The organism is Salimicrobium flavidum, from assembly GCF_900156645.1.
GTDB classification, from domain to species: domain Bacteria; phylum Bacillota; class Bacilli; order Bacillales; family Halobacillaceae; genus Salimicrobium; species Salimicrobium flavidum.
Map to the genome: position 1 here is coordinate 312,273 of NZ_FTOC01000001.1, position 22,518 is coordinate 334,790.

Sequence of the window (22,518 nt, forward strand, 5' to 3'; positions counted from 1 at the left end):
TTTTACATGAGTCGAAGGAAAAACTACATAGGTAACGGGTTTTGTTATTCTTTAGTAACGGAAAACGTTATTAACTTGTAACTGATTACGTTACAGATAAGAAACGGAAATCGTTACAAAAGGTAAACTTTATCGTTAGTTTCTCTTTCTTATTCCGTTATTTTTTAGTATGATGATTATAGGAGAGTGATACTAATGTTACATGAGAAAATCAAGGAGTTGAGAAAAGAGAATAATTATACTCAACAGGAACTGGCTGCAAAAATCGAAGTCACCTCCCAGGTTGTTTCTAATTGGGAAAGAGCATACACTTTTCCTGATGTGAATGATATTCGTAATCTGGCTTCTGCTTTATATACTACTTCCGATTATCTTTTAGGATTATCTGACTCATCGGTGGATCAATATTCAAAAATTATGCAACATATGAGAGAAATGAATCTTTCTCCCCCTCTTTTTCTTAAGTATGAAGAGTTGATGAAATTGGAGACCAGCAATGTTCAGCAACTGGAGAACTATTTTCAATTTCTGCTACAGCAACAAAAGCAACAGCAATTTTAATTTTTTATTCATAAAGATGACATAATCAAACAAAAAAGGAGATGTTAAGAGGTTATCCTCTTAACATCTCCTTTTAAATTGAATAAACGTTCAATTCATCACTCTTTTGAACATTTTCTCGATATCATATCCTGAAAAGAATACGATGATGGGCCGGCCATGCGGACAAGTGAACGGATCTTTTGCCGCTGTCAGATCTTCTAACAGCACTTCCATGTCGTTCGTCGTCAAATGATGATTAGCTTTGATCGATCCTTTACATGACATAAGTGCTGCAGCATCATCTCTCAATTCTTCGATACTCAATCTATCGGTCTGCTCAAGCTCTTCTACGATTTCTTCGATGACTTCACTTTCATATCCTTCCGGAAACCACTTCGGATGAGAACGGACGATATATGTGTTAGTACCGAAAGTTTCAAAAAACAAACCGACTTCTTCAAGAGCTTTCATGTTCTCTTCGATTTTCATTGCCGTTTTCGCAGGAAAAGTGAACGTAAGGGGGACAAGCAACTCCTGAACCGTATGCTCAGGTTCAGCCAGGTTTTTCTTGAATCGCTCATATTTGATCCTTTCTTGTGCAGCATGCTGGTCGACCATGTACATTCCTTCATCGTTTTGAGCAATTATATATGTTCCGTGCAGCTGTCCGATCGGATACATTTTCGGCACTCTTCTTTTAGAGGTAGTTTCATTGCTGTAAGGAGGACCAGTAATCTTTTCTTCCTGCCTGGAGATACCCTCCTCTTCTTTCAACGAAGGTTCCTCCTCCATTTTTTCAATAACTGCTTGTTGTTCACCTTTATTTTGTCGTGGCGGGTCTTGCATTCCTTTTTTTTCAGCAACCGGTTCAGATCTTTCGAATACCATAGAAGTTTGTTCATTTTTGCTTTTATCTTTCTTTTGGGCCATGGAAGCCTCAGGGATGAGTGTTTCTTCACGGAATGCTTTTCGGATTGTTTGCTGAATCAAGTCGAAAAGTTCCTGCTCTTTGCTGAAACGGACCTCCAATTTTGCAGGATGGACGTTTACATCAACGAGAACCGGATCCATTTCTATCGCAATCAGGGCTATCGGATATTTACCAATCGGCAATAAGGTGTCATACCCTTTCAAGATAGCCTGCACCAATTTCTGATTTCGTATGAACCTCCCATTCACTATTAACGACATGTATTGCCTTGAAGCTCTGGTGATTTCGGGTTTTCCTACATAAGCATCGATTCTGAAATCTTTATCTTCCCCCGAAACTCTCTTCATGAGCCTGGCCACATGACTACCGTAAATTTGAGAAATGACCTGCAGTTTCTCTCCTCGTCCACTTGTTTGAAAAATCACTTTTCCCTGGTGTTCCAGTTTGATTTTCACTTCCGGATGGGCTAAAGCCATTCGATTTACAACATCCGTCACGTGCCCGAGTTCTGTGTGGATGGTTTTCATGTATTTCAATCTGGCAGGAGTGTTGAAAAAGAGTTCTTCGACTTTTATATCTGTTCCCTGCCTTGCATCACTGAGCGTCTGTTCTTTCGTTTCTCCACCTTCCATATATAAACGTGTTCCTGATGAATCCCCTGTAGACGTTTTCACCGTCAATTTACTGACAGCTGCTATACTTGCTAAAGCTTCTCCCCGAAACCCGAGAGTTTTCACATGAAACAGATCATGTTCGTCCTTTATTTTGGAAGTCGCGTGACGATGGAAGGCCTTCTCGACGTCTTCCTTTTCCATACCTTTTCCATTATCAGAAATTCGAATGAATTCAAGCCCGGCTTCCTGCAATTCTATATTGATCACTGTACTTCCGGCATCCATACTGTTTTCCATCAACTCTTTGACAACAGAAGCCGGCCGTTCAACGACTTCCCCTGCAGCTATTTTATTAGCAAGAGCATCAGGCATCACATGAATAGAACTCATAGCGCCCCTCCTGTCATTTCACCATTTTTTGAAGCCTGTATAGTTCATTCATTGCCTCCATAGGTGTCATTTCCATCAATTGCAGCCGAGACAACTCTTCCTCCAGCAAAGTTGAAGATGTGTCCCCTGGTGCTTCTGTAACGATCTTTTCCGGTTCAAATAATGTTAACTGCCGGTCATCGTTTGGAGAATCCCCCGCTTCAAATTGATCCAAGAGCTTCTGTGCCCTTGAGATCACGTTTTTCGGAAGCTCTGCCAACTCAGCTACATGGATTCCATAACTCTTGTCAGCGGCCCCGTCTTTGATCTGATGGAGAAAGACGACCCTTCCCTCTATTTCTTCCGCTCTTACATGAACATTTTTCAAGGAAAGAAGTTCTTTATCAAGTGTTGTAAGCTCATGGTAATGGGTCGAGAATAATGTCTTGGCTTTGATGTTTTCATGGATATATTCAACGATCGATTGAGCCAGAGCCATACCGTCATACGTGCTCGTGCCTCGCCCGATTTCATCGAACAAAATCATGCTCCGATTCGTTGCATGCTGGATCGCATTATTCGCTTCGAGCATTTCCACCATAAAAGTACTCTGTCCTGAAATCAGATCGTCCGCTGCGCCGATCCTCGTAAAGATCTGATCAAATATTGGAAGAGTGGCCTTTTCACACGGAACGAAGGAACCTATTTGAGCCATGATTGAGGTTAATGCCATCTGTCTCATATACGTACTTTTCCCTGACATATTCGGCCCGGTGATAAGAAATATATTCGTTGATTCGTCCATGTATATATCGTTTGGCACGAAATCATCCTTCATTACCCTTTCTACGACTGGATGACGACTATTTTTCAAATCGACGGTTCTTCGAGAAGAAAAAGAAGGTTTTTCATATCCATTATTTTCCGCTATAAAACTGAACCCCTGTAAAACGTCCAATTCACTAATATCTTTGGCTAAGCGCTGGATTTTGTTAACATAACCTTTTACCTGTTCCCTTATTTCCAGGAACAGCTCATATTCCAGATCTATACTCTTTTCTTCAGCTTCTAGAATGACAGTTTCCTTCTCTTTCAGTTCAGGAGTGATAAAGCGCTCTGCATTCGTAAGTGTCTGTTTTCGGTCGTACCTTTTTGGAACATGGGTGAGATTTGCACGGGTCACTTCAATAAAATAGCCGAAAACTTTGTTATACTTGATTTTCAGAGACTTGATGCCTGTACGTTCCTTTTCCTGTTGTTCCAGTTCAGCAATCCATTTCTTTCCGTTTATCTGTGCATCCCTATACTCATCCAAGGAATCTGAATAGCCATCTTTGATGATGTTTCCCTCTTTAATTGTGATTCTCGCTTCTTCGTGAATGCCTTTATCGAGAAGGCTTTCCAGCTCTGTCAAAGGGTCCATGCGTTGAACAAACGTTTGAACAGCTGGAACATCGATGTGGGATAGCAATGATAAAATATAAGGAATCTTCTGGAGCGATTGCTTCAGTTGGATTAGATCTTTGGCGTTGATATTCCCGTAAGCCACTCTACCGGCAAGCCTCTCCAAATCGTAAACAGAAGTGAGATCTTCTCTGAACTCATCCCTATAAAGGAAATTATCCATAAAACCCTGAACGATGGACTGACGTTCAACAATAGAGTCTTCGTTCAATAAAGGACGATCCACCCATTTTTTCAGGAGTCGTGCTCCCATTGCTGTGACGGTCGCATCAATGACAGAAAACAGACTCCCGTTCTTTCCTTTTTTCATAAGAGTTTCAGTAAGTTCCAAATTCTTTTTCGAGTACATATCCAGTTTCATATATTGATCGATTTCAATAAATTGAACAGGCTGAAGATGGTCCATCGCTCTTTTTTGTGTCCGTTTAATATAGTTATAAAGTCTACCGAAGACAGGAATAAGATCTTCTTCGAGCTCTTCCACCAGCTTATTCTCTTCATCAGGCACTTCGGTTCTTTCCTCAAAAGAAATCGTACAGTTAAGTTGCTCTACCAGGTGTTCCTGTTTTTCAGCAGCAATCGTTTCACTCAGTACAATTTCTTTAACCGGACGATGATACAATTCTCCGATCAATGAATGGAAATCCGTCCCGAGATAAGACGCGCTCGTCTCTCCGGTGGTCAAGTCTGCATAACTTAAAGCATACGTCTCTCCATCGAGTTCAGATATGGACGCAAGAAAATTATTCTCATTTTCTTCAAGCATCGCCCCTTCCATCACCGTCCCTGGAGTAATGAGTTGAACAACCTCTCTTCTCACTACTCCTTTTGCATGCTTAGGATCTTCAACTTGCTCACATATAGCTATTTTATATCCTTTTTCTACGAGTTGTTTAATATAATTCTCGGCAGAGTGATAAGGAACACCACACATCGGAATCCTTTCTCCTCCACCATCTCTACCGGTCAACGTAATTTCCAGTTCTTTGGCAGCTTTTAAAGCATCTTCAAAAAACATTTCATAAAAATCCCCGAGTCTGAAAAACAAAAATGCATCTTTATAGTCCGCTTTGACCTGTAAGTATTGTTGCATCATTGGTGTGTATGTAGACATATCTTTTCCCCCAGCACTTACTCTATAGTCGTATCAATTATAGCATAGTTTATGAACCTATTAAAAAATCGCATCTACCGTCGTAAGTAGTATTCCGATGTATAGTTTGTTGATTTTTTTCTTATATTCGAGTTGCTACTAAGTATGAAAAAAGATATATTAAATTTGTTATTAATACTAACTCCTTAAAATTGTCTTTTATGAGAAGAAAAAAGAAGCCCTGATCAGAGGGCTTCTTTCAATTCAACATCCGCTATTTGCCTGTTTCGACCCTGTTTCCCCACTCAGAATATTACCACCGGTGGATTTAATCACTTCGTTCGTAACTTCTCTTGAAATCGTGCGTGAAATCATCTGCAACAAATCATTCACAATCACCTGGGAATGTTTGAATTCGGCTACTACCGGAATTTCGTCCAGTTCATCCTGTAGCCGGTCGATCTCTTTCTCCACTTTTTCCAGAGCTTCCGTCTTCCCGTAAGCCTGGAAGTTCACCGCCTGTTTCTGAAGAGCTTTTATCTTTTTGATATATAACTGAACTTTATCATTTTCATTCAGTTTTGCTTCCAATTGCTTGAAACGATCGATTTCCTCTATTTCGGAAATCATTTTTGCCAAATCCTTCGCTTCGTCCAATACCTGTTCTCTTGTATACTCTGCCATTATTCTTTCACTCCTACTGTCGTCTCTACCATTTCTCCATCAAGAGACCACGTTTTTGCTTGCTTGATTTTGACCGGAACAATTTTTCCGATAGCCGAATCAGGACCTATGAAGTTCACGAGTTTGTTCCTTTTCGTATAACCGGCCAGGACATCGGGGTTATTCTTGCTTTCGCCTTCGACCAGTACGTGTACGACTTCTCCCTCATAGGTCTCCATCGTTTCTTTCGATTGTTTATTGATGAGGGCGTTCAGCCGCTGGAGGCGGTCCTTCTTCTCTTCATCCGACACCTTGTCCCTCATTTTCGCAGCCGGGGTGTTTTCCCTGGGCGAGAATATGAATGTGTATGCAGCTTCAAACCCTACTTCTTCAACCAGAGACAGAGTTTCCTGGAATTGTTCTTCCGTTTCATTCGGGAACCCTACAATGATATCTGTCGTAAGTGTCGCATCAGGCATCGCTGCACGGATTTTCCGAACGAGCTCCAGATAATCTTCCCGTGAATACTTACGGCCCATGATCTTCAGGATGTCACTGCTTCCGGATTGAACCGGAAGATGGATGTGGTCGAGCATGTTCCCACCCTTAGCAAGAACTTCTATCAATCTATCATCGAAATCTCTCGGGTGGGACGTCGTGAACCTTACTCGAGGGATATCTATTTTATGAAGATCATCCATCAAATCCCCGAGACCATATTCAAGATCGAGGTCTTTGCCGTAAGCGTTGACGTTTTGCCCGAGAAGCGTTACTTCTTTGTATCCCTGAGCTGCCAAATGACGAACTTCCTGAATGATGTCCTCAGGATTTCTGCTACGTTCTTTCCCTCTTGTATAAGGAACGATACAGTATGTGCAAAATTTATCGCACCCATACATGACGTTGACCCATGCTTTGATTTTGCCTTTTCTGGAGCGAGGCAGATTTTCTATAATGTCTCCTTCTTTAGACCAGACATCTACGACCATTTCTTTACTGAACATCGCTTCTTTCAAGAGTTCCGGAATCTTATGGATATTATGAGTTCCGAAAATCATGTCGATAAACGGGTGCTTCTTGAGAATCCGGTTGACTACTCCTTCTTCCTGAGCCATACATCCACAAACCCCGAGGATAAGATCAGGATTCTCCCGCTTCAGTGATTTCAAATGACCGATTTCCCCGAACACTTTATTCTCAGCGTTTTCACGTATGGCACACGTATTCAATAGAATGATATCCGCTTCATGTGCTTCTTTGGTGGATTCATACCCCATTGCTTCAAAAATTCCTGCCATCACTTCCGTATCATGTTCGTTCATCTGACAGCCATACGTACGGATTAAGTACTTTCTATCTTTTCCCACACCTTGCATCTCTTCTGGTATCGAAAAATCATAATGCACATCGACATCCTTTTTGCGACGTCTCTGAGCGTCACGCATGTTAGGTGGTTGATATGTTGTTTCAAAATATTTCAGAAACTCGTCGGTGCTTTTATCTTTAATTCGATCAAGGTTATCTTTTGGATCTTTCTGACGAACCTGATCCATTTCTCTTCTCTGCTGTTCGTTCATAGCTATCCCCTTTCAACCGTGCAAATTAACTATGCAATTATAACATATAACAGTTTACATCAGGAATGATTAGTAACTATTTATGTTTTTACGAAAGAAATCGCACTATACAAAAGCGTTCCCCCCGGTCGGGAGAAACGCCTGTTATTTATCTCGGTTCCACGATGAGTTTAATAGCTGTCCGCTCATCTTCGTTAATTGTAATGTCCGTAAAGGCGGGGATACAAATAAGATCCATCCCACTTGGAGCGACGAAACCTCTCGCTATCGCAACCGCTTTCACAGCCTGGTTTAAAGCACCTGCTCCTATTGCCTGGATTTCGGCAGTGCCTGTTTCTCGGACTTTCATCGCTACAGCTCCGGCAACAGATTTCGGTATTGATTTGGCTGATACTTTTAAAACATCCATCACTGGTTCCTCCTTCATATACTACTCTCACGCATTACTAGATTCGTAGGATGAGAAATCATTTACCTTTTATTATGAAGGAAGTTTTTACAAAATTCAAACTTCAGCTGAAAAAGGGATGGTCCTCGTTAATCAGAATCCGCTTGATCTTTTTAGCTTTACCGGTCTTATCATCAATATCTATTAACACTCCACTCAATTGACTTCTTCCTTCTTTCGGTACTTCAAAACGTACAGGCAACTGAGTAAGAAATCTTTTCATAACTGCTTCCCGCTCCATACCAAGAATCCCGTCATACGGACCAGTCATACCTGCATCGGAAATATAAGCGGTGCCCTGCGGAAGAATACGCTCATCGGCGGTCTGGACATGTGTATGTGTGCCCACGTTCACACTGACTCTTCCGTCGACGTACCATCCCATAGCCTGTTTTTCACTGGTGGCTTCCGCGTGAAAATCAAGGAATATTATATTTGTTCGTTTCTTCGCTTCCTTGATCAGCTCATCTATTTTCCGGAAGGGGTCATCGATCGGTGCCATAAATGTACGAGCCTGAAGATTTATGACAGCTACTTCCGCATGAGGTGTTTTTACGAAAACAAGCCCTTTCCCAGGCGTACCCTCTGGCATATTTGCAGGCCGGGCCATATGGTCTGCATCATCTATGAATTCAAAAATCTCCTTCTTATCCCACGCATGATTACCTAATGTAACTGCCTGAGCCCCTTTTTCAAGAAAACGACGGTAAATTTTTTCTGTTATTCCCTTACCTGATGCTGCATTTTCCCCGTTGACGACTGTCATCGTAGGCTGATACTTCTGTTTCAATTTCGGCAGATAAGTATCCACCATTTCTCTTCCCGGAGACCCTACAACGTCACCTATGAATAATATTCTCATCAATCCTCTTCCTTTCCCACTTAAGTATGAACATAAAGAAAAGCGGCATTAAGCCGCTTTTCCTGTCATTTATTTTGCGTATTCCACTGAACGCGTCTCCCTAATTACGGTGACCTTGATATGTCCAGGGTAATTCAACTCATCTTCAATTCGGCCTCGAATATTTCGGGCCAGCTTGGTTGCCTCTAAATCATCAATTTCATCAGGACTTACCATGATTCTGATTTCGCGACCGGCTTGGATTGCAAAAGATTTTTCTACTCCATCGTATGATTCCGAAATTTCTTCGAGTTTCTCTAATCGTTTCACGTAATTTTCTAACGTTTCACTTCTCGCTCCCGGTCTTGCAGCGGAAAGTGCATCCGCAGCTGCGACGAGTACAGAGATGATCGAAGTCGGCTCTTCGTCTCCATGGTGAGAAGCGATAGCATTGACGACAGTTTCATTTTCTTTATATTTAACCGCCAGCTCCTTACCAATTTCAACGTGGCTTCCTTCTACCTCATGATCAATGGCTTTACCGATATCGTGGAGAAGACCTGCCCGCTTGGCAAGTGTTTCGTCTTCACCCAGCTCTGCTGCCATCAATCCGGAGAGGTGCGCTACTTCCGTCGAGTGTTTCAAAACGTTCTGACCATAACTAGTACGGTATTTGAGACGTCCAAGCACTTTAACAAGATCTGGGTGGAGACCATGCACTCCAACTTCAAACGTCGTTTCTTCACCGATTTCCCGGATATAGTCATCAACTTCTCTACGTGATTTTTCGACCATTTCCTCGATCCGTGCCGGGTGGATTCTCCCATCCTGCACGAGTTTTTCAAGGGACATACGGGCTATTTCACGGCGTACAGGGTCGAATCCTGAAAGAATAACTGCCTCTGGAGTATCATCTATGATCAGATCAATTCCTGTGAGTGTTTCCAGAGTGCGGATGTTTCTACCTTCTCTCCCGATGATTCTCCCTTTCATTTCATCATTCGGAAGATTCACGACAGAAACTGTTGTTTCTGCAACGTGATCGGCAGCACACCGCTGCATCGCAAGAGAAAGAATGTTTTTCGCTTTCTTATCTGCTTCTTCTTTCGCCCTGTTTTCCGCTTCTTTCACCATGAGTGCTGTCTCGTGGGACAGATCATTTTCGACACGGTCCAAAATGACTTGTTTCGCTTGGTCCGATGTCAAACCTGAAATCCTTTCCAATTCAGATTGCTGCTGCTCTACAAGCTGCTGCATATCTGCCTCTTCTTTTTCGAGTTGAGTCTGTCTCTCTGTCAGCGTTTCTTCCTTCGTCTCAAGAGAAAGCTCCCGCTGATCGAGTGTCACACTCTTACGATCGAGGTTTTCTTCTTTTTGATTCAAACGATTTTCGAACTTTTGCAGTTCCGTACGACGTTCACGAATATCACTTTCGGCTTCCTGACGAAACGCCTGATTCTCTTCTTTCGCTTCAAGAAGAGCCTCTTTTTTTGCTGATTCTGCATTCCTTCGACCTTCTTCAACAATTTGCTTCGCAAGATCTTCAGCACTGGAAATCTTCGCTTCGGCAATGGATTTCCGGACGAAATATCCTGCAGCCAATCCGATGATCAGGGCAAGCAAGATGAAGATGATCGTGGATACAATACCCATAGTTTCACCTCCTCATGCTTCAAAAAGCCCATCTTTTGTTTTACCATCATTACTTTTTCATTAATTCGTATCGAAATCATAGGTAAAATAAATGGAATGATACATATCCATTTTATGCTTGCCTATATAGTATGTCAAGATAGTACATACGCATACGAATAAAAGCAGGGCCGTTTAGCCCTGCTTTCAATCATACATCCAGCGATTCCTGGTTTTCATCGTCAGAGGATTTCCCTTCCTCCGGCGCTTCTTTCGTTTCTCCATTCATTCCATAATGTTCCCGGATCTGCTGTTTCAGATCTTCATATACTTCCGCATTTTCTTTGAGATACTGTTTCGCATTTTCACGGCCTTGACCGAGACGATCCCCATTGTAGGAGTACCAGGAGCCGCTCTTATTAATCAAGTCCAGCTCTGTCGCTATGTCGACAAGCTCTCCTTCCCGGGATATTCCTTCGCCGTACATGATATCGACTTCGGCCTTACGGAACGGAGGAGCAACCTTGTTTTTCACGACCTTGATTCTCGTTTTATTACCGATCATATCATTTCCCTGTTTCAATGTTTCAGCCCGACGCACTTCTAACCGTACGGACGAATAGAATTTAAGCGCACGTCCTCCGGGAGTCGTTTCCGGACTACCGAACATAACTCCTACTTTTTCACGGATCTGGTTAATGAATACTGCTGTAGTATTCGACTTACTGATCGCGCCTGAGAGCTTACGAAGAGCCTGAGACATAAGTCTTGCCTGGAGACCGACATGCGCATCTCCCATTTCCCCTTCTATCTCAGCTTTAGGTACGAGAGCAGCCACGGAATCCACTACAATCATATCCACTGCTCCACTTCGCACAAGTGCTTCAGCTATTTCAAGAGCCTGTTCTCCGGTATCAGGCTGTGAGAGCAGTAGTTCTTCAACATCGACACCGAGGGCTTTTGCGTACGTCGGGTCAAGAGCATGCTCGGCATCGATGAAAGCTGCTTGCCCTCCTGATGCTTGAGCTTCTGCAATCGCATGGAGAGCGACCGTGGTTTTACCAGAAGATTCAGGACCATAAATCTCTACGATTCTCCCTCTCGGATACCCACCTACTCCCAAAGCGACGTCGAGAGCAAGCGATCCGCTCGGAACAGTACTGATTCTTCTACCTGCCTGGTCCCCCATCTTCATGATAGAGCCTTTACCGAACTGTTTTTCTATTTGTCTTAACGCCATATCTAAGGCTTGTTTACGTTCACTCATCAAATACCCCTTTCCTCTTTTCTATACCTATCATAACTCTTTTTAATTCATTTGCCAACTAAAACACGAATAAACGTTCCCTTTTTTTCCTCAGCAGGATATCATGGAAACTTGAGAAATCCCAAGGAGAAAATTTCACAATCATACGTTTGAAACGAGAAATAATTAATCTTTCAGTATATGAAATAAAAGTTGATAAGCTTTCTTGATCGCCTTTTTCTGAACTTGTTCCCTGGAGCCCTGTACGTGTAGGAAATGATGATATGCTCGATTTTCAGCAACTTTCACACCGATATACACCGTCCCCGGAGATTGTCCTTCGCTAGTGGAAGGGCCCGCTACACCAGTGAAGCTGACGCTTATGTCAGAGCCGAATACGGACTGGGCTCTTTCTGCCATAGCTTCCGCACATTGCTTACTGATAGTTCCGTATCTGTTTGTAATATACGAAGAAACGCCGAGTGCCTTCTCTTTGGAATCTTTCGTATATGTAACCATACCTCCGGCGCAAACATCAGAAGCACCAGGAACACTTATCAGATTGTTGAGGAAGCCACCTCCGGTCAGGCTTTCAGCTGCCGAAATCATCCAGCCGCGACTATCGAGCAGTTCAGATACTTTTTCTTCGATCATAATATCATCACTGCCATAATAATAATTCCCGGCTAAAGCCAAAATACTTTTCTTTTCCTTTGCCAGCATGTCTTCCGCTTCTTCTATCGAGTCTCCTGAAGCTGTAAGACGTACCCCCACCTCTCCGAGAGAAGCGAGGGGAGCTATAGTGGGGTTCGTCTGAGTGCGAATTCGTTCAGCCAAAAGGTCTTCAAGTGTGGATTCCCCGATCCCGATGAACCGGAGCATTTCAGACTTTATTTCTGTTTGAAGGACATATTTTTCTTTCAAATAAGGGAACACCCCATTTGTCATGAGATACTTCATTTCTACCGGCACGCCCGGTAGAAATACCCACACCGCTCCCTCATGCTCGACAATCTGCCCCGGGGCCATACCTTCTTCATTCGTCAGAACATATGCGTTGTCGAAGACTTGGGCTTGTTTATAGTTATTCGAAGTCATGGTAGTCCCGTTCTTTTCATAAAAAGCCTCTATTTTTTCTTTAGCATTCTCGTCCATGTGAAAAGATTGATGAAACAGCGTATTCACTGCCTCTTTTGTCAAATCATCCTCGGTAGGTCCGAGTCCTCCGGTTACGATAATCAAGTTGGAGCGTTGCTGGGCGGTATGGAAAAGTTCCGATAGACGGGAATGATTATCTCCAGCAGCTGTGTGATAGTAAATCGAAATGCCATGTCTTGCCAATTGATCGGAAAGCCACTGGGCATTCGTGTTGGCGATCTGACCGAGCAGAAGTTCCGTCCCTATGCCGATGATTTCAGCTTTCCACTTCATCATTTCGAATCCCTCATTACGTGCCAATTCTTCTTGAAGTAGTCATACCCGGAATAAACGGTGATAATCATAGCTAGATATAAAGAGATGATCCCGAGCGGCAGACCTACAAAAGCGAACGGGAAATTGTGAAGCAACAACAGAGAGACCGAAACGATCTGTATCCATGTTTTCAGTTTCCCCATTTGACTCGCCGCCAGGACGGCACCATCACCGGCAGCTACAAGACGAAGGCCGGTCACAGCGAATTCACGACTGATGATGATGATGACGATCCAGGCCGGAGCAAGGCCCGCTTCGACGAGCACAATCAACGCGGCACTGACGAGCAGCTTATCGGCAAGAGGATCGAGAAATTTCCCGAGATTCGTCACCAGATTGTACTTACGAGCAATGTATCCATCCACCCAGTCCGTCGTAGAAGCGATGATGAACAAAATAGCTCCGAGTAGATGAGAGATAGGGAGTTCTCTTTCCCCCATCTCGAACGAGCCCCACCCGAAAGGTACGGACACGAGAATAATGAAAATCGGTATGAGAAAAATGCGTGAAATCGTAATCTTATTTGGTAAATTCAAAACAACATCCCCTTTTCGTGAAAACTTATACAAGGAGGAAATATTTTTCTTCCCTGCTAACAAAAAGCTGTCTACATGGTAAGAGACAGCTTTTCATCTAATTAAAATTGATAAGTAACTTTTGTGTCGTCATATCAGCAGGAAATTCAACCGGCTGATCATCGATGGAGACATTCAATGCTCCGGCAGACCCAGTTTTCAAAAAGAGTTGCTCGTGAGCGGAGGCATCAATCGTAAGCGGACTGTCCGCCTGGGAGTAAATGATAGGATCGATCAGGTTTTCACCATTTTTCGGTGCTGTCACTTCGAGGTATGACTCACCTGTCAGTTCAATCGTCACCTGTTTCTCTTCGGCGTCCGTCACTTGATACGTATGCTCAGGAAAACCGCCGGTTCCTGTCTGTTGCAACTCCACTTGTGCTGCCTGCTCCTCTTCAGGTTCCTTTTCTGATTCTTCCGAAGGAGGGTTTTCTTCCGTGTTCTCTGAATCCGTCTCTCCTTCTCCTTCAGTTTCCCCCGAGCCACTTTCGCCAGCATTCTCTCCCTGACTTTCTTCCTCGTTACCGTTTCCTTCATCATCAGAGATCACCACTTCGTCCTGTGGTTGATCGTCCTCCGGTGCGGTCTCTGACGGAGTGGAAAGCTGCTGTGTAAAGAAATATATGACAAAAACGATGACGACGACGAGCGCTGCAGTTATGATAGCAGGAAAAACTTTCGATGATTTCCCTGAACTGCTTCCTTTTGTCGGGGAAGGCTGTTGCTTTGATTTTTGCACTCTTGTATAAGGGATGGTAGTTTCATCATCCATCGATGGAAGCTCACTCTTATGTTCTTCCATAACTTCTTCAGGGTTCAACCCTACCGTCGAAGCATACTCCCGGATGAATGCCCGGGTGTAAAATTTCCCTGGAAGTGTATCAAAATTATTCTCTTCGATTGCCTGCAAATATCTTTTTTGAATTTTAGTGGATGCCTGTACTTCTTCCAATGACATTCCTTTGGCATTCCGCGCTTCTCTGAGCCGGGATCCGAGTTCCATTTTTTCACCAACCTTTAAAAATCAAACGTATTAAACCCATCACCGAAATCTCCGAAACCGTGGTCCCTTTGTTTCTCAGCTATTTCGTAAGTGATCTCCTGGTTTTCGTCACTTCTCAATTCTATAATATAATCGAAATCATCCATTTTGTATTCTGTTTCCTGAACAAAAATATCCGGATGTTCCACAACTTTCATCGCAGGCAGTCGCATAATCTCACGGATCAACTGCCAATGTTCTTCGGAAGCTTTTCTTGCAGACACCATTCCATCGATGATATAAACGTTATCCGGATTGAATTCCTCTTTGATCAATTTACTGCGCACCGTCTGTTTCAATAGAGTGCTGGACAAAAACAACCATCGTTTATTAGCACTGACACTCGCGGCTACGATCGATTCCGTCTTTCCTACTCTAGGCATACCACGAATGCCTATCATCTTATGCCCTTCTTTCATAAATAGTTCCGCCATGAAGTCTACCAGCAGACCAAGATCTTTACGGACAAAACGAAATGTTTTTCGATCATCGATATCGCTATGTATATACCGCCCATGCCGTACCGCTAATCGATCTCTCAGTTTAGGTTTCCTCAATTTCGTAATTTCAATAGTATCCATCGTTTTTAAAATTGACCTTAACCGGCTAATTTGCACTTCTTCCTTGCATAACAGCAACATCCCTCTGTGAGAATCTTCCACCCCATTGATGGTGATGATGTTTATGGACATCATACCTAGCAAAGACGCTATATCCCCGAGCAGGCCTGGTCGATTATATTGAATTTGATATTCCAGATACCATTCTTTTTTCTCCATATCAGAAGCTCCTCAATGTAACGAATGATGAGAGACTAGATGCTCTCTTACTATCATAAATGATTTTGATTCATTAAGAAAGAATATCTACACCAAAAATCGGAAAGACCGTCCAGAATTTCTGAACGGTCTCGAATTAAGTGTTTATCAGGCGGTTGGGGTTGTTACTCCTCCCCCTGTAGCTATTCAACGCTTCCTCTATGAACATACGGGAAAGAATCATTTCCATCCCCCGGAAACGTTGATTATTTCTCCAGTTATATAGGAAGAACGTTCCCCAAGAAGGAAGGAACATACGTCCGCTACTTCCGAGGCTTTCCCCTGTCTATGCAAAGGAATCTCCTGCTCGATTGTATGAAGGTCTTCTTCGCTGAAATCCTGATTCATTTTTGTATCAATCATTCCTGGCGCCACGCCGTTAACTCTTACCCCGCTTGGGCCAACTTCTTTTGCAAGCGCAGAAATGAAAGTGCGCTGGGCCCCCTTCACTGAACTGTACAGCACCTCTGTACTGGCTCCGGTTTCTCCCCAAATCGAAGTAACCACAAGAATGCTTCCGCACTTTTTCGTTATCATAGAAGGAATGATATAACTTGTAATGCGCCACATCGACTTCACATGGATGTTATACAGAAGATCCATCTCTTTTTCGCCACTATCCTGAAACAAGCCTCGAAAAGCGCTTCCGGCTGCGAACACGACCCCGTCCCAGTCGGGGGACAATTTCTCCAGGAATAATTCGATACCTTCTGAATTGGAGAGATCACCCTGAATAGTGAAACTGGAAGAGGGTAGTTCCAAGGTGGGGGGCGAAGAGTGATAATGGACCCCAACAGTCCATCCGTCGTCTAATAGTTTTCGGCAAATCGCCTGTCCGATATCACCGCTGCCACCTATGACCAAACATTTCTTCATTCTTTCGGTTTAACCTGAAAAGTCGTCATCCTGCTTTCCTGCATCCAGTTTTCAACGAATTCCTCCATGTCTTCCTTTTTCAGTGATTCGATGAACGGCAATACGTCAAACAGATTAATTCCGAGCATGTGATAGTGCGTATACTGATTAGCAATGAACTCAAGAGAATTAAGTGCACGCATGAATTCTCCAATTTTCTTGCGCTTCATCCGTGCGAAATCTTCATCAGTGATCGTTTCTTTCTTCATTGTAAGCAGCATTTTTTTCAAGCGTTTCAAAAAAGCATCCGGCGAACGTGAATCTCCGCCAAGGACGGTGAACCCGAACTCTCTCTCCCACTCCGTTTCAAAATGAAAACTATCATCGACCAAACCACTCTGATAAAGCTCATCATAATATTTCCCGCTCGTGGAGAAATAGAAATCCAGGAGCATGTCGGACAATAATTCAGAACGAAGCAGCTCCTCACCTGAAAGTTCAGCTACTTGTTCTTTCAGACCGATATACGCTTTCGGAGTGGATACGGCCATCTGAATGGAATTTTCCGATTTGAATGCGGAAACAGGTTCCCGGGGGAATCTCCGATTAATAGCCGGCGCTTCCGGAAACTCTTTGCTGTTCTGGTTCTCACGTACATAGTTCATCATTTCTTCCGGTTCAAAATTCCCAGCAAGGAACAACACCATATTTGATGGATGATAAAATGTTTCATAGCACATATATAAGTCATCTTTGGAAATATCCTGGATCGACTCCACGGTACCTGCAATATCCACTTTCACCGGATGTTTGTGATATAAGCTTCCGATTGTTCCGAAGAACCCTCTCCAATCCGGTTGATCATCATACATCCGGATCTCCTGACTGATGATCCCCTTCTCTTTCTCCACTGATTGCTCTGAAAAGTACGGATCCTGAACGAAATCCACAAGCGTCCTTACGTTTTCATAAATGTGAGACGTTGCTGAAAACAGATATGCAGTTTTCGTGAAAGAAGTGAAGGCGTTAGCGGAAGCTCCTAGCTTAGTGAAATCCTGAAATACGTCTCTGTCCTCTTTCTCGAAAAGTTTGTGTTCAAGGAAATGGGCAATTCCTTCAGGTACAGTCACCTCTTCTTCTTTTCCTAGAGGAGTGAATGTCTGGTCTATGGAACCGTAATTAGTAGTGAAGATACCATATGTTTTTATCATCTCCGGTTTTGATAACAGGAATACCTGAAGCCCGTTGTCCATTTTTTCTTCGTGGATGGTTTCGTTTATGTGATTGAATTCCTGGCGATTCATATTAGGAATCCCCTTTCTCTGTGCTGGTTAAAAAGTAGATCGTATCCAGTTCTATTTTTTTCGCAAGACGGATAACATCTGAACTTGTCACCTGTTCCAGACGTCGGAACAGCTCATCCGCATCTATTTCTTTTCCACTCAACTGCTGGTGATAAAGTATCTCGATCAGGCCGTAAGGGTGTTCCATCGTTTCTTTCAATTGGTGGATGATCTGCTGCTTGGATTCTTCCACTTCTTCTTCGCTGAACTCCCCATTTTCAATTGCTTTTTTCTGATCAAGTATAATCGTTTTCGCCTGACGATAATCATTAGGGTCGATTCCGCTGAATACAAACAACAGCCCTTTATGACTTTCAAATCGGGAAGCGGCGTAGTAAGCAAGACTATGTTTTTCCCGTACATTCATGAACAATTTGGAACTTGGAAAGCCTCCGAAAATACCATTGAATACCTGGAGAGGATAATAGTCATCTTCTCCAAAGAAAGTATGAGTCCGAAAACCAATGTGGAGTTTCCCCTGGCTCATTTCCTCACGTTCGATTATTTCACGTGAACCGTCCACCTGTTTATCAGTAGCTTGAGTACGATGATGGGAAGACAAATCCGCATCACGGGAGAAGAATTCATCAAACAGAGGTTCAATGCTCTCTTTTGAAACATCTCCTGTAACATACACGTCCATTTCATCCTCCTGGATCATCTTTTTATAATAGGAAAACAATTGTTCATTCGTCAAAGGTTCAAGTTCTTCAAGATGCCCCTGCGCATGAACGCCATAAGCCTCCCCTTCACACATATGATCCATGAGACGTATATTAGCGTAACTCATTTTATCATCTTTCACGGAATGGATCCGCTGGGTCAACGTTTCTTTTTCCCTTTCGAATATCGAAGAAGAGAATCCTTCCCCTTCCCGTTCCGGCTGATAGAGAACTTCGCTAAGTATACGTACGGCTTTTTCAAGAATGGAACCCTCTTCTTTCAAATATCGGTCGTTCACCACTTCCATCCGGAACGAAAGAACGTGATTCTCACCCTTCTTTGCAGCATCCGCACTCAAAGCTGTGCCGTACAAATCCTCTAGAGCCCCCTGCAATTGTCGTGACGTAGGATACCTTTCAGTCGCTTTTTGCATGATGCTCGGAAGCAGGGATCTTTTGGTAATCGTTTCTTTCTCTAGCGGCGCTTTCCATTTCACTACGATGGAAACCGTTTTGTATTTATTAGTGGGCAGCACGTGAAGGCGGAAGCCCCTTTTATCTTCGGTTATCTGTTTTGCTGTCTTCATAATCTTCCTCCTAAATACCGACGATGGATTTTTGTCTCTATCCTATGCTAAATGATGGTTATGAAAAAGTAAAAACATATAACCCGGAATTACCCGGATTATATGTTTGAGATTAACGACTTCCTTTGATATAAGGTTCGCCCAGAGACTTGGGTGCTTCTGCCCGTCCAATGAAACCTGCCAATGCAAGTATGGTAAGTACATAAGGAAGGATCAGCAGGAACACCTGCGGAATGTTGGCGAATAGCGGCCAACTGGCACCGTTAACACTGATCGCCTGAGCAAAGCCGAAGAATATCGCTGCTCCGAGAGCGCCCAGGGGATGCCATTTTCCGAAAATGACCGCTGCCAAGGACATAAAACCCTGCCCTACGATAGTGGCTTGAGAGAATGACTGAGCTACTGTAAGAGCATAAGTAGCCCCGCCCAGACCACCAAGCGCTCCGGAAATCATTACTGCAATGTACCGCATCCGGTAAACTTTGATTCCGTTCGTATCCGCCGCCATGGGATGTTCACCTACAGCACGGAGACGTAGACCGAAAGTAGTCTTGAACAGGACAAACCAGCCTATCAGTGCCACCGCAATAGCGAGGTAAGTGGAAGGATACGTTTCAAAGAACATTCTGCCAAGAACTGGAATATCAGAAAGGATTGGGATATCCCGTGTAAAGAATGGCTGACTGATGATATCTGTCTGACCACGGTCATAGAATTCACGGGTCAGAAAAAGTCCGATTCCAAGGGCCAGGAAGTTGATAGCTACACCACTAACAACCTGGTCAGCCCGGAAAGAAATCGAAGCGACCGCATGTACCAGAGCAAAGATCGCTGAGAGCACCATCGCCGCCAACATAGATATCCACGGTGTCATCGCCCCGAACATGTCGGCAAACGTAAGGTTGAAAACGATACCGACGAAAGCCCCCATTACCATTAAACCTTCAAGACCAATATTGATGATGCCGGAGCGTTCACTGAACACTCCCCCGATTGCTGTGAATATAAGGGGGGCAGCAAACACAAGTGCAGACGAAACCATGATAGCTAATGCATCTAAAAAACCCATTTATTTCCCCTCCTTACTGAATTTCAGGAATACCCAACGAATGACGTAACCGGACGCTACGAAAAGGATGATCAGCGCGATTACTATATCAACAAGTTCCGTCGGGACTCCCGCTTGTGTCGGCATATTAAGAGCACCGATCTTAAGCGTGCCGAACAAAATAGCCGCCAGCACAACACCGATTGCGGTATTGGCTCCAAGGAGGGCAACCGCGATACCATCAAAACCTATATTCGTAAATCCTGAACTCACCGAAGCATACTGGAACGTACCGAGACCTTCCATCGCACCGGCAAGACCGGCAAAACCACCGGATATGACCATAGCTATAATAATGTTCCGTCCTACTTTCATTCCCGCATACTCAGAAGCGAACGGGTTGCTTCCTACAGCCCGAAGTTCGAAACCTCTAGTCGTTTTATTGAGAACAAACCACATCGTGAAAGCCATCAATAGTGCAACGATAAACCCGTAGTGGATACGTGAGAAGAATGTTATCTCTCTCAACCAGGGTGCGGCAAGTGAAGCTGTTGAGGCTACATTTTCCGTACGATCCGATCCATCCGTGAGGACCCCTCTTATTAAAGAGTTGGAAAGATACAGAGCTATGTAGTTCATCATAATCGTCACGATAACTTCGTGAACGCCGAGTTTGGCTTTCAATAGGCCTGGCACAAAACCCCATAACCCACCGGCGATAGCTGCAACTAATAGTGCTACAATAACGTGAAGGACCGGAGGCATACCGAAGGAAGAGCCGATCCATACAGCCGCTAACCAACCGACGATAACCTGCCCTTCCACTCCGATATTCAACAGTCCCGCTCGCATAGCAAATGCTACGGCAAGACCGGAAAGGACATAAGGAGTGACCTGGCGCACCGTTTCTCCAAGAAAGTACGCATCACCGAACGCACCGTTCCACATTGCCGCGTATCCGGCAACCGGGTTGTAACCGAAAGATATCATAATGAGTGCACCGGCTAACAAACCGAGAACGACCGAGATGAGAGGTACAAGAATATTAAACATCCGACTACTGAACATTATGCTTCACCCCGCTTTTCCGACTTTCTTCCGGCCATCAACAGTCCGAGTTCCTGCTCGTCTGTCTCTTCCGGTTTCACTTCCGCTATAATTTGCCCATCGAACATAACGGCAATACGATCACTGACGTTCATTATTTCATCCAGTTCAAAAGAAACGAGCAATACCGCTCTTCCCTTATCTCTTTCTTCAATCAATTTGCTATGAATAAATTCAATGGCTCCTACATCGAGTCCCCGGGTAGGTTGAGCTGCTATAAGCAAGTCAGGAGAGCGGTCGACTTCGCGAGCTATGATCGCCTTTTGCTGGTTACCTCCGGAGAGAGAACGTGCCTGCGTATACGCATTTGGTGTCCGAACATCATATTCCTCTATCAAAGAACGCGCCTTTTCATAGATCTTCTTGAAGTTCAGCACCCCTCGTTTCGAGTTCGGCTCCATGTAGTAATTTTGCATAACCAGATTTTCACCGATAGGAAAGTCCAGCAACAGGCCATGTTTGTGACGGTCCTGCGGTATATGGGCGACACCGGACTCGGTGACCTTTCGCGGTTCGAGATTGTAAATGGAACGGTTATTCAACGATATTTCTCCTGAAGAACTTTTTTTCAGACCAGTGAGGGCTTCAACAAGCTCCACCTGCCCATTTCCATCTACACCGGCTACGCCGACAATTTCTCCTTTACGAACATCCAGGTTCAGCCCCTTGACCATCTCCACCCCTCGAAAGTCTTTCACTTTGAGGTTTTTCACATTCAAAGCTGTCTCTCCTGGTGAGGCAGGTGTCTTATCCGTTTTAAAGGTCACTTCTCTCCCTACCATCAAAGAGGCCAGTTCTGTAGGATTCGTTTCACTTACGTCAACCGTTCCAATCCCTTTCCCTTTACGGATGATCGTACATTTATCACATATTTGCATGATTTCTTTCAATTTATGTGTAATAAGAATAATGGACTTACCTTCTTTAACGAGATCCCTCATGATTTGAGTAAGCTCTTTTATTTCCTGAGGCGTAAGCACAGCGGTAGGTTCGTCAAGAATTAAAATCTCAGCACCTCTGTAAAGCGTTTTCAAAATTTCCACTCTTTGCTGCATTCCGACAGAAATATCCCTGATTTTCGCTGTGGCATCCACATTCAATCCATATTTTTCAGAAAGCGCCTGCACTTCCTTCTCCGCGGCTTTTATATCGACAGTTCCCGCTTTACTTGGTTCACTACCGAGAACGATGTTTTCCGTAACAGTAAATGTATCTACCAGCATAAAGTGTTGGTGGACCATCCCTATCCCTAATCGGTTAGCCACGTTCGGGTCTTCGATATTCACTTCTTTTCCGTGTACCTTGATACTTCCTTTTTCAGGTTTATAAAGACCGAACAAAACGTTCATCAGAGTCGATTTACCTGCACCGTTTTCACCTAATAATGCGTGAATCTCCCCTTTTCCCACCTGTAGCGTGACGTCATCGTTTGCTACAATTCCGGGAAACTCCTTTCTGATATTAAGCATTTCTATTACGTAATCCATGAGATCCTCCCCCACTCTTACTTTTTTTCTATTTCCAAATCATTAAAGGAAAAGATGAAGTCCTTCAATGATTTTGAGATAGAAAGAGGCCGGTCTGTCG

19 protein-coding genes are annotated in these 22,518 nt (G+C 43.8%); 1 reads left to right on the forward strand and 18 read right to left on the reverse strand.

Annotated elements, in window-relative coordinates:
• The first annotated feature begins 195 nt into the window (after positions 1-195).
• Positions 196-561, forward strand: a complete 366-nt coding sequence (locus BW944_RS01665) for a helix-turn-helix domain-containing protein (RefSeq protein WP_076556596.1) — start codon at positions 196-198, stop codon at positions 559-561.
• 90 nt (positions 562-651) lie between these two features.
• Here BW944_RS01665 and mutL read toward each other — a convergent pair whose 3' ends face one another.
• From mutL to BW944_RS01755, 18 genes are all read right to left on the reverse strand, one after another.
• Positions 652-2,478 carry a DNA mismatch repair endonuclease MutL gene (gene mutL, locus BW944_RS01670; protein ID WP_076556597.1) on the reverse strand — a complete coding sequence of 609 codons (1,827 nt, stop codon included), beginning with the start codon at positions 2,476-2,478 and terminating at the stop codon, positions 652-654.
• Between the two features lie 13 nt (positions 2,479-2,491).
• Positions 2,492-5,035 carry a DNA mismatch repair protein MutS gene (mutS, locus tag BW944_RS01675; RefSeq protein WP_076556598.1) on the reverse strand — a complete coding sequence of 848 codons (2,544 nt, stop codon included), beginning with the start codon at positions 5,033-5,035 and terminating at the stop codon, positions 2,492-2,494.
• Positions 5,036-5,278: 243 nt separating this feature from the next.
• On the reverse strand, positions 5,279-5,698 hold the full coding sequence (locus BW944_RS01680; protein ID WP_076556599.1) for a YlbF/YmcA family competence regulator: 420 nt from the start codon (positions 5,696-5,698) through the stop codon (positions 5,279-5,281).
• Positions 5,698-7,254 (reverse strand): tRNA (N6-isopentenyl adenosine(37)-C2)-methylthiotransferase MiaB, encoded by a 1,557-nt coding sequence (gene miaB, locus BW944_RS01685; RefSeq protein ID WP_076556600.1) that lies wholly within the window; start codon positions 7,252-7,254, stop codon positions 5,698-5,700. Before miaB ends, BW944_RS01680 begins: the two co-directional genes overlap by 1 nt.
• Positions 7,255-7,402: 148 nt before the next feature.
• Positions 7,403-7,663, reverse strand: coding sequence for a stage V sporulation protein S (locus tag BW944_RS01690; protein ID WP_076556601.1), 261 nt, complete (start codon positions 7,661-7,663; stop codon positions 7,403-7,405).
• A 103-nt stretch (positions 7,664-7,766) separates the two neighbouring features.
• Positions 7,767-8,564: a TIGR00282 family metallophosphoesterase gene (locus BW944_RS01695; RefSeq protein WP_076556602.1), complete on the reverse strand. Its 798-nt coding sequence runs from the start codon at positions 8,562-8,564 to the stop codon at positions 7,767-7,769.
• A 69-nt stretch (positions 8,565-8,633) separates the two neighbouring features.
• Complete coding sequence (gene rny / locus BW944_RS01700; RefSeq protein WP_076556603.1) at positions 8,634-10,196, reverse strand: ribonuclease Y; 1,563 nt, start codon at positions 10,194-10,196, stop codon at positions 8,634-8,636.
• Positions 10,197-10,386: 190 nt separating this feature from the next.
• Positions 10,387-11,442: a recombinase RecA gene (gene recA, locus BW944_RS01705; protein WP_076556604.1), complete on the reverse strand. Its 1,056-nt coding sequence runs from the start codon at positions 11,440-11,442 to the stop codon at positions 10,387-10,389.
• Between the two features lie 165 nt (positions 11,443-11,607).
• Positions 11,608-12,855, reverse strand: a complete 1,248-nt coding sequence (locus BW944_RS01710) for a competence/damage-inducible protein A (protein ID WP_076556605.1) — start codon at positions 12,853-12,855, stop codon at positions 11,608-11,610.
• Positions 12,852-13,430: a CDP-diacylglycerol--glycerol-3-phosphate 3-phosphatidyltransferase gene (gene pgsA / locus BW944_RS01715; RefSeq protein ID WP_076556606.1), complete on the reverse strand. Its 579-nt coding sequence runs from the start codon at positions 13,428-13,430 to the stop codon at positions 12,852-12,854. Before pgsA ends, BW944_RS01710 begins: the two co-directional genes overlap by 4 nt.
• Positions 13,431-13,527: 97 nt before the next feature.
• The gene (locus BW944_RS01720; protein ID WP_076556607.1) at positions 13,528-14,472 is read right to left on the reverse strand and encodes a helix-turn-helix domain-containing protein; all 945 of its coding nucleotides are present in this window, start codon (positions 14,470-14,472) and stop codon (positions 13,528-13,530) included.
• Between the two features lie 14 nt (positions 14,473-14,486).
• Positions 14,487-15,290, reverse strand: coding sequence for a YmfK family protein (locus BW944_RS01725; RefSeq protein WP_076556608.1), 804 nt, complete (start codon positions 15,288-15,290; stop codon positions 14,487-14,489).
• A 219-nt stretch (positions 15,291-15,509) separates the two neighbouring features.
• Positions 15,510-16,205, reverse strand: a complete 696-nt coding sequence (gene ymfI, locus BW944_RS01730; RefSeq protein WP_076556609.1) for an elongation factor P 5-aminopentanone reductase — start codon at positions 16,203-16,205, stop codon at positions 15,510-15,512.
• Positions 16,202-17,488: an EF-P 5-aminopentanol modification-associated protein YfmH gene (gene yfmH / locus BW944_RS01735; RefSeq protein WP_076556610.1), complete on the reverse strand. Its 1,287-nt coding sequence runs from the start codon at positions 17,486-17,488 to the stop codon at positions 16,202-16,204. The genes ymfI and yfmH overlap by 4 nt, the downstream gene beginning before the upstream one ends.
• Before the next feature lies 1 nt (position 17,489).
• Positions 17,490-18,776, reverse strand: coding sequence for an EF-P 5-aminopentanol modification-associated protein YfmF (gene yfmF / locus BW944_RS01740; RefSeq protein ID WP_076556611.1), 1,287 nt, complete (start codon positions 18,774-18,776; stop codon positions 17,490-17,492).
• A 112-nt stretch (positions 18,777-18,888) separates the two neighbouring features.
• Positions 18,889-19,845: an ABC transporter permease gene (locus tag BW944_RS01745; protein WP_076556612.1), complete on the reverse strand. Its 957-nt coding sequence runs from the start codon at positions 19,843-19,845 to the stop codon at positions 18,889-18,891.
• A complete protein-coding gene (locus BW944_RS01750) occupies positions 19,846-20,892 on the reverse strand; it encodes an ABC transporter permease (protein WP_076556613.1) in 1,047 nt (348 codons plus the stop codon).
• Complete coding sequence (locus BW944_RS01755; protein ID WP_076556614.1) at positions 20,892-22,418, reverse strand: ABC transporter ATP-binding protein; 1,527 nt, start codon at positions 22,416-22,418, stop codon at positions 20,892-20,894. Before BW944_RS01755 ends, BW944_RS01750 begins: the two co-directional genes overlap by 1 nt.
• Positions 22,419-22,518 lie beyond the last annotated feature (100 nt).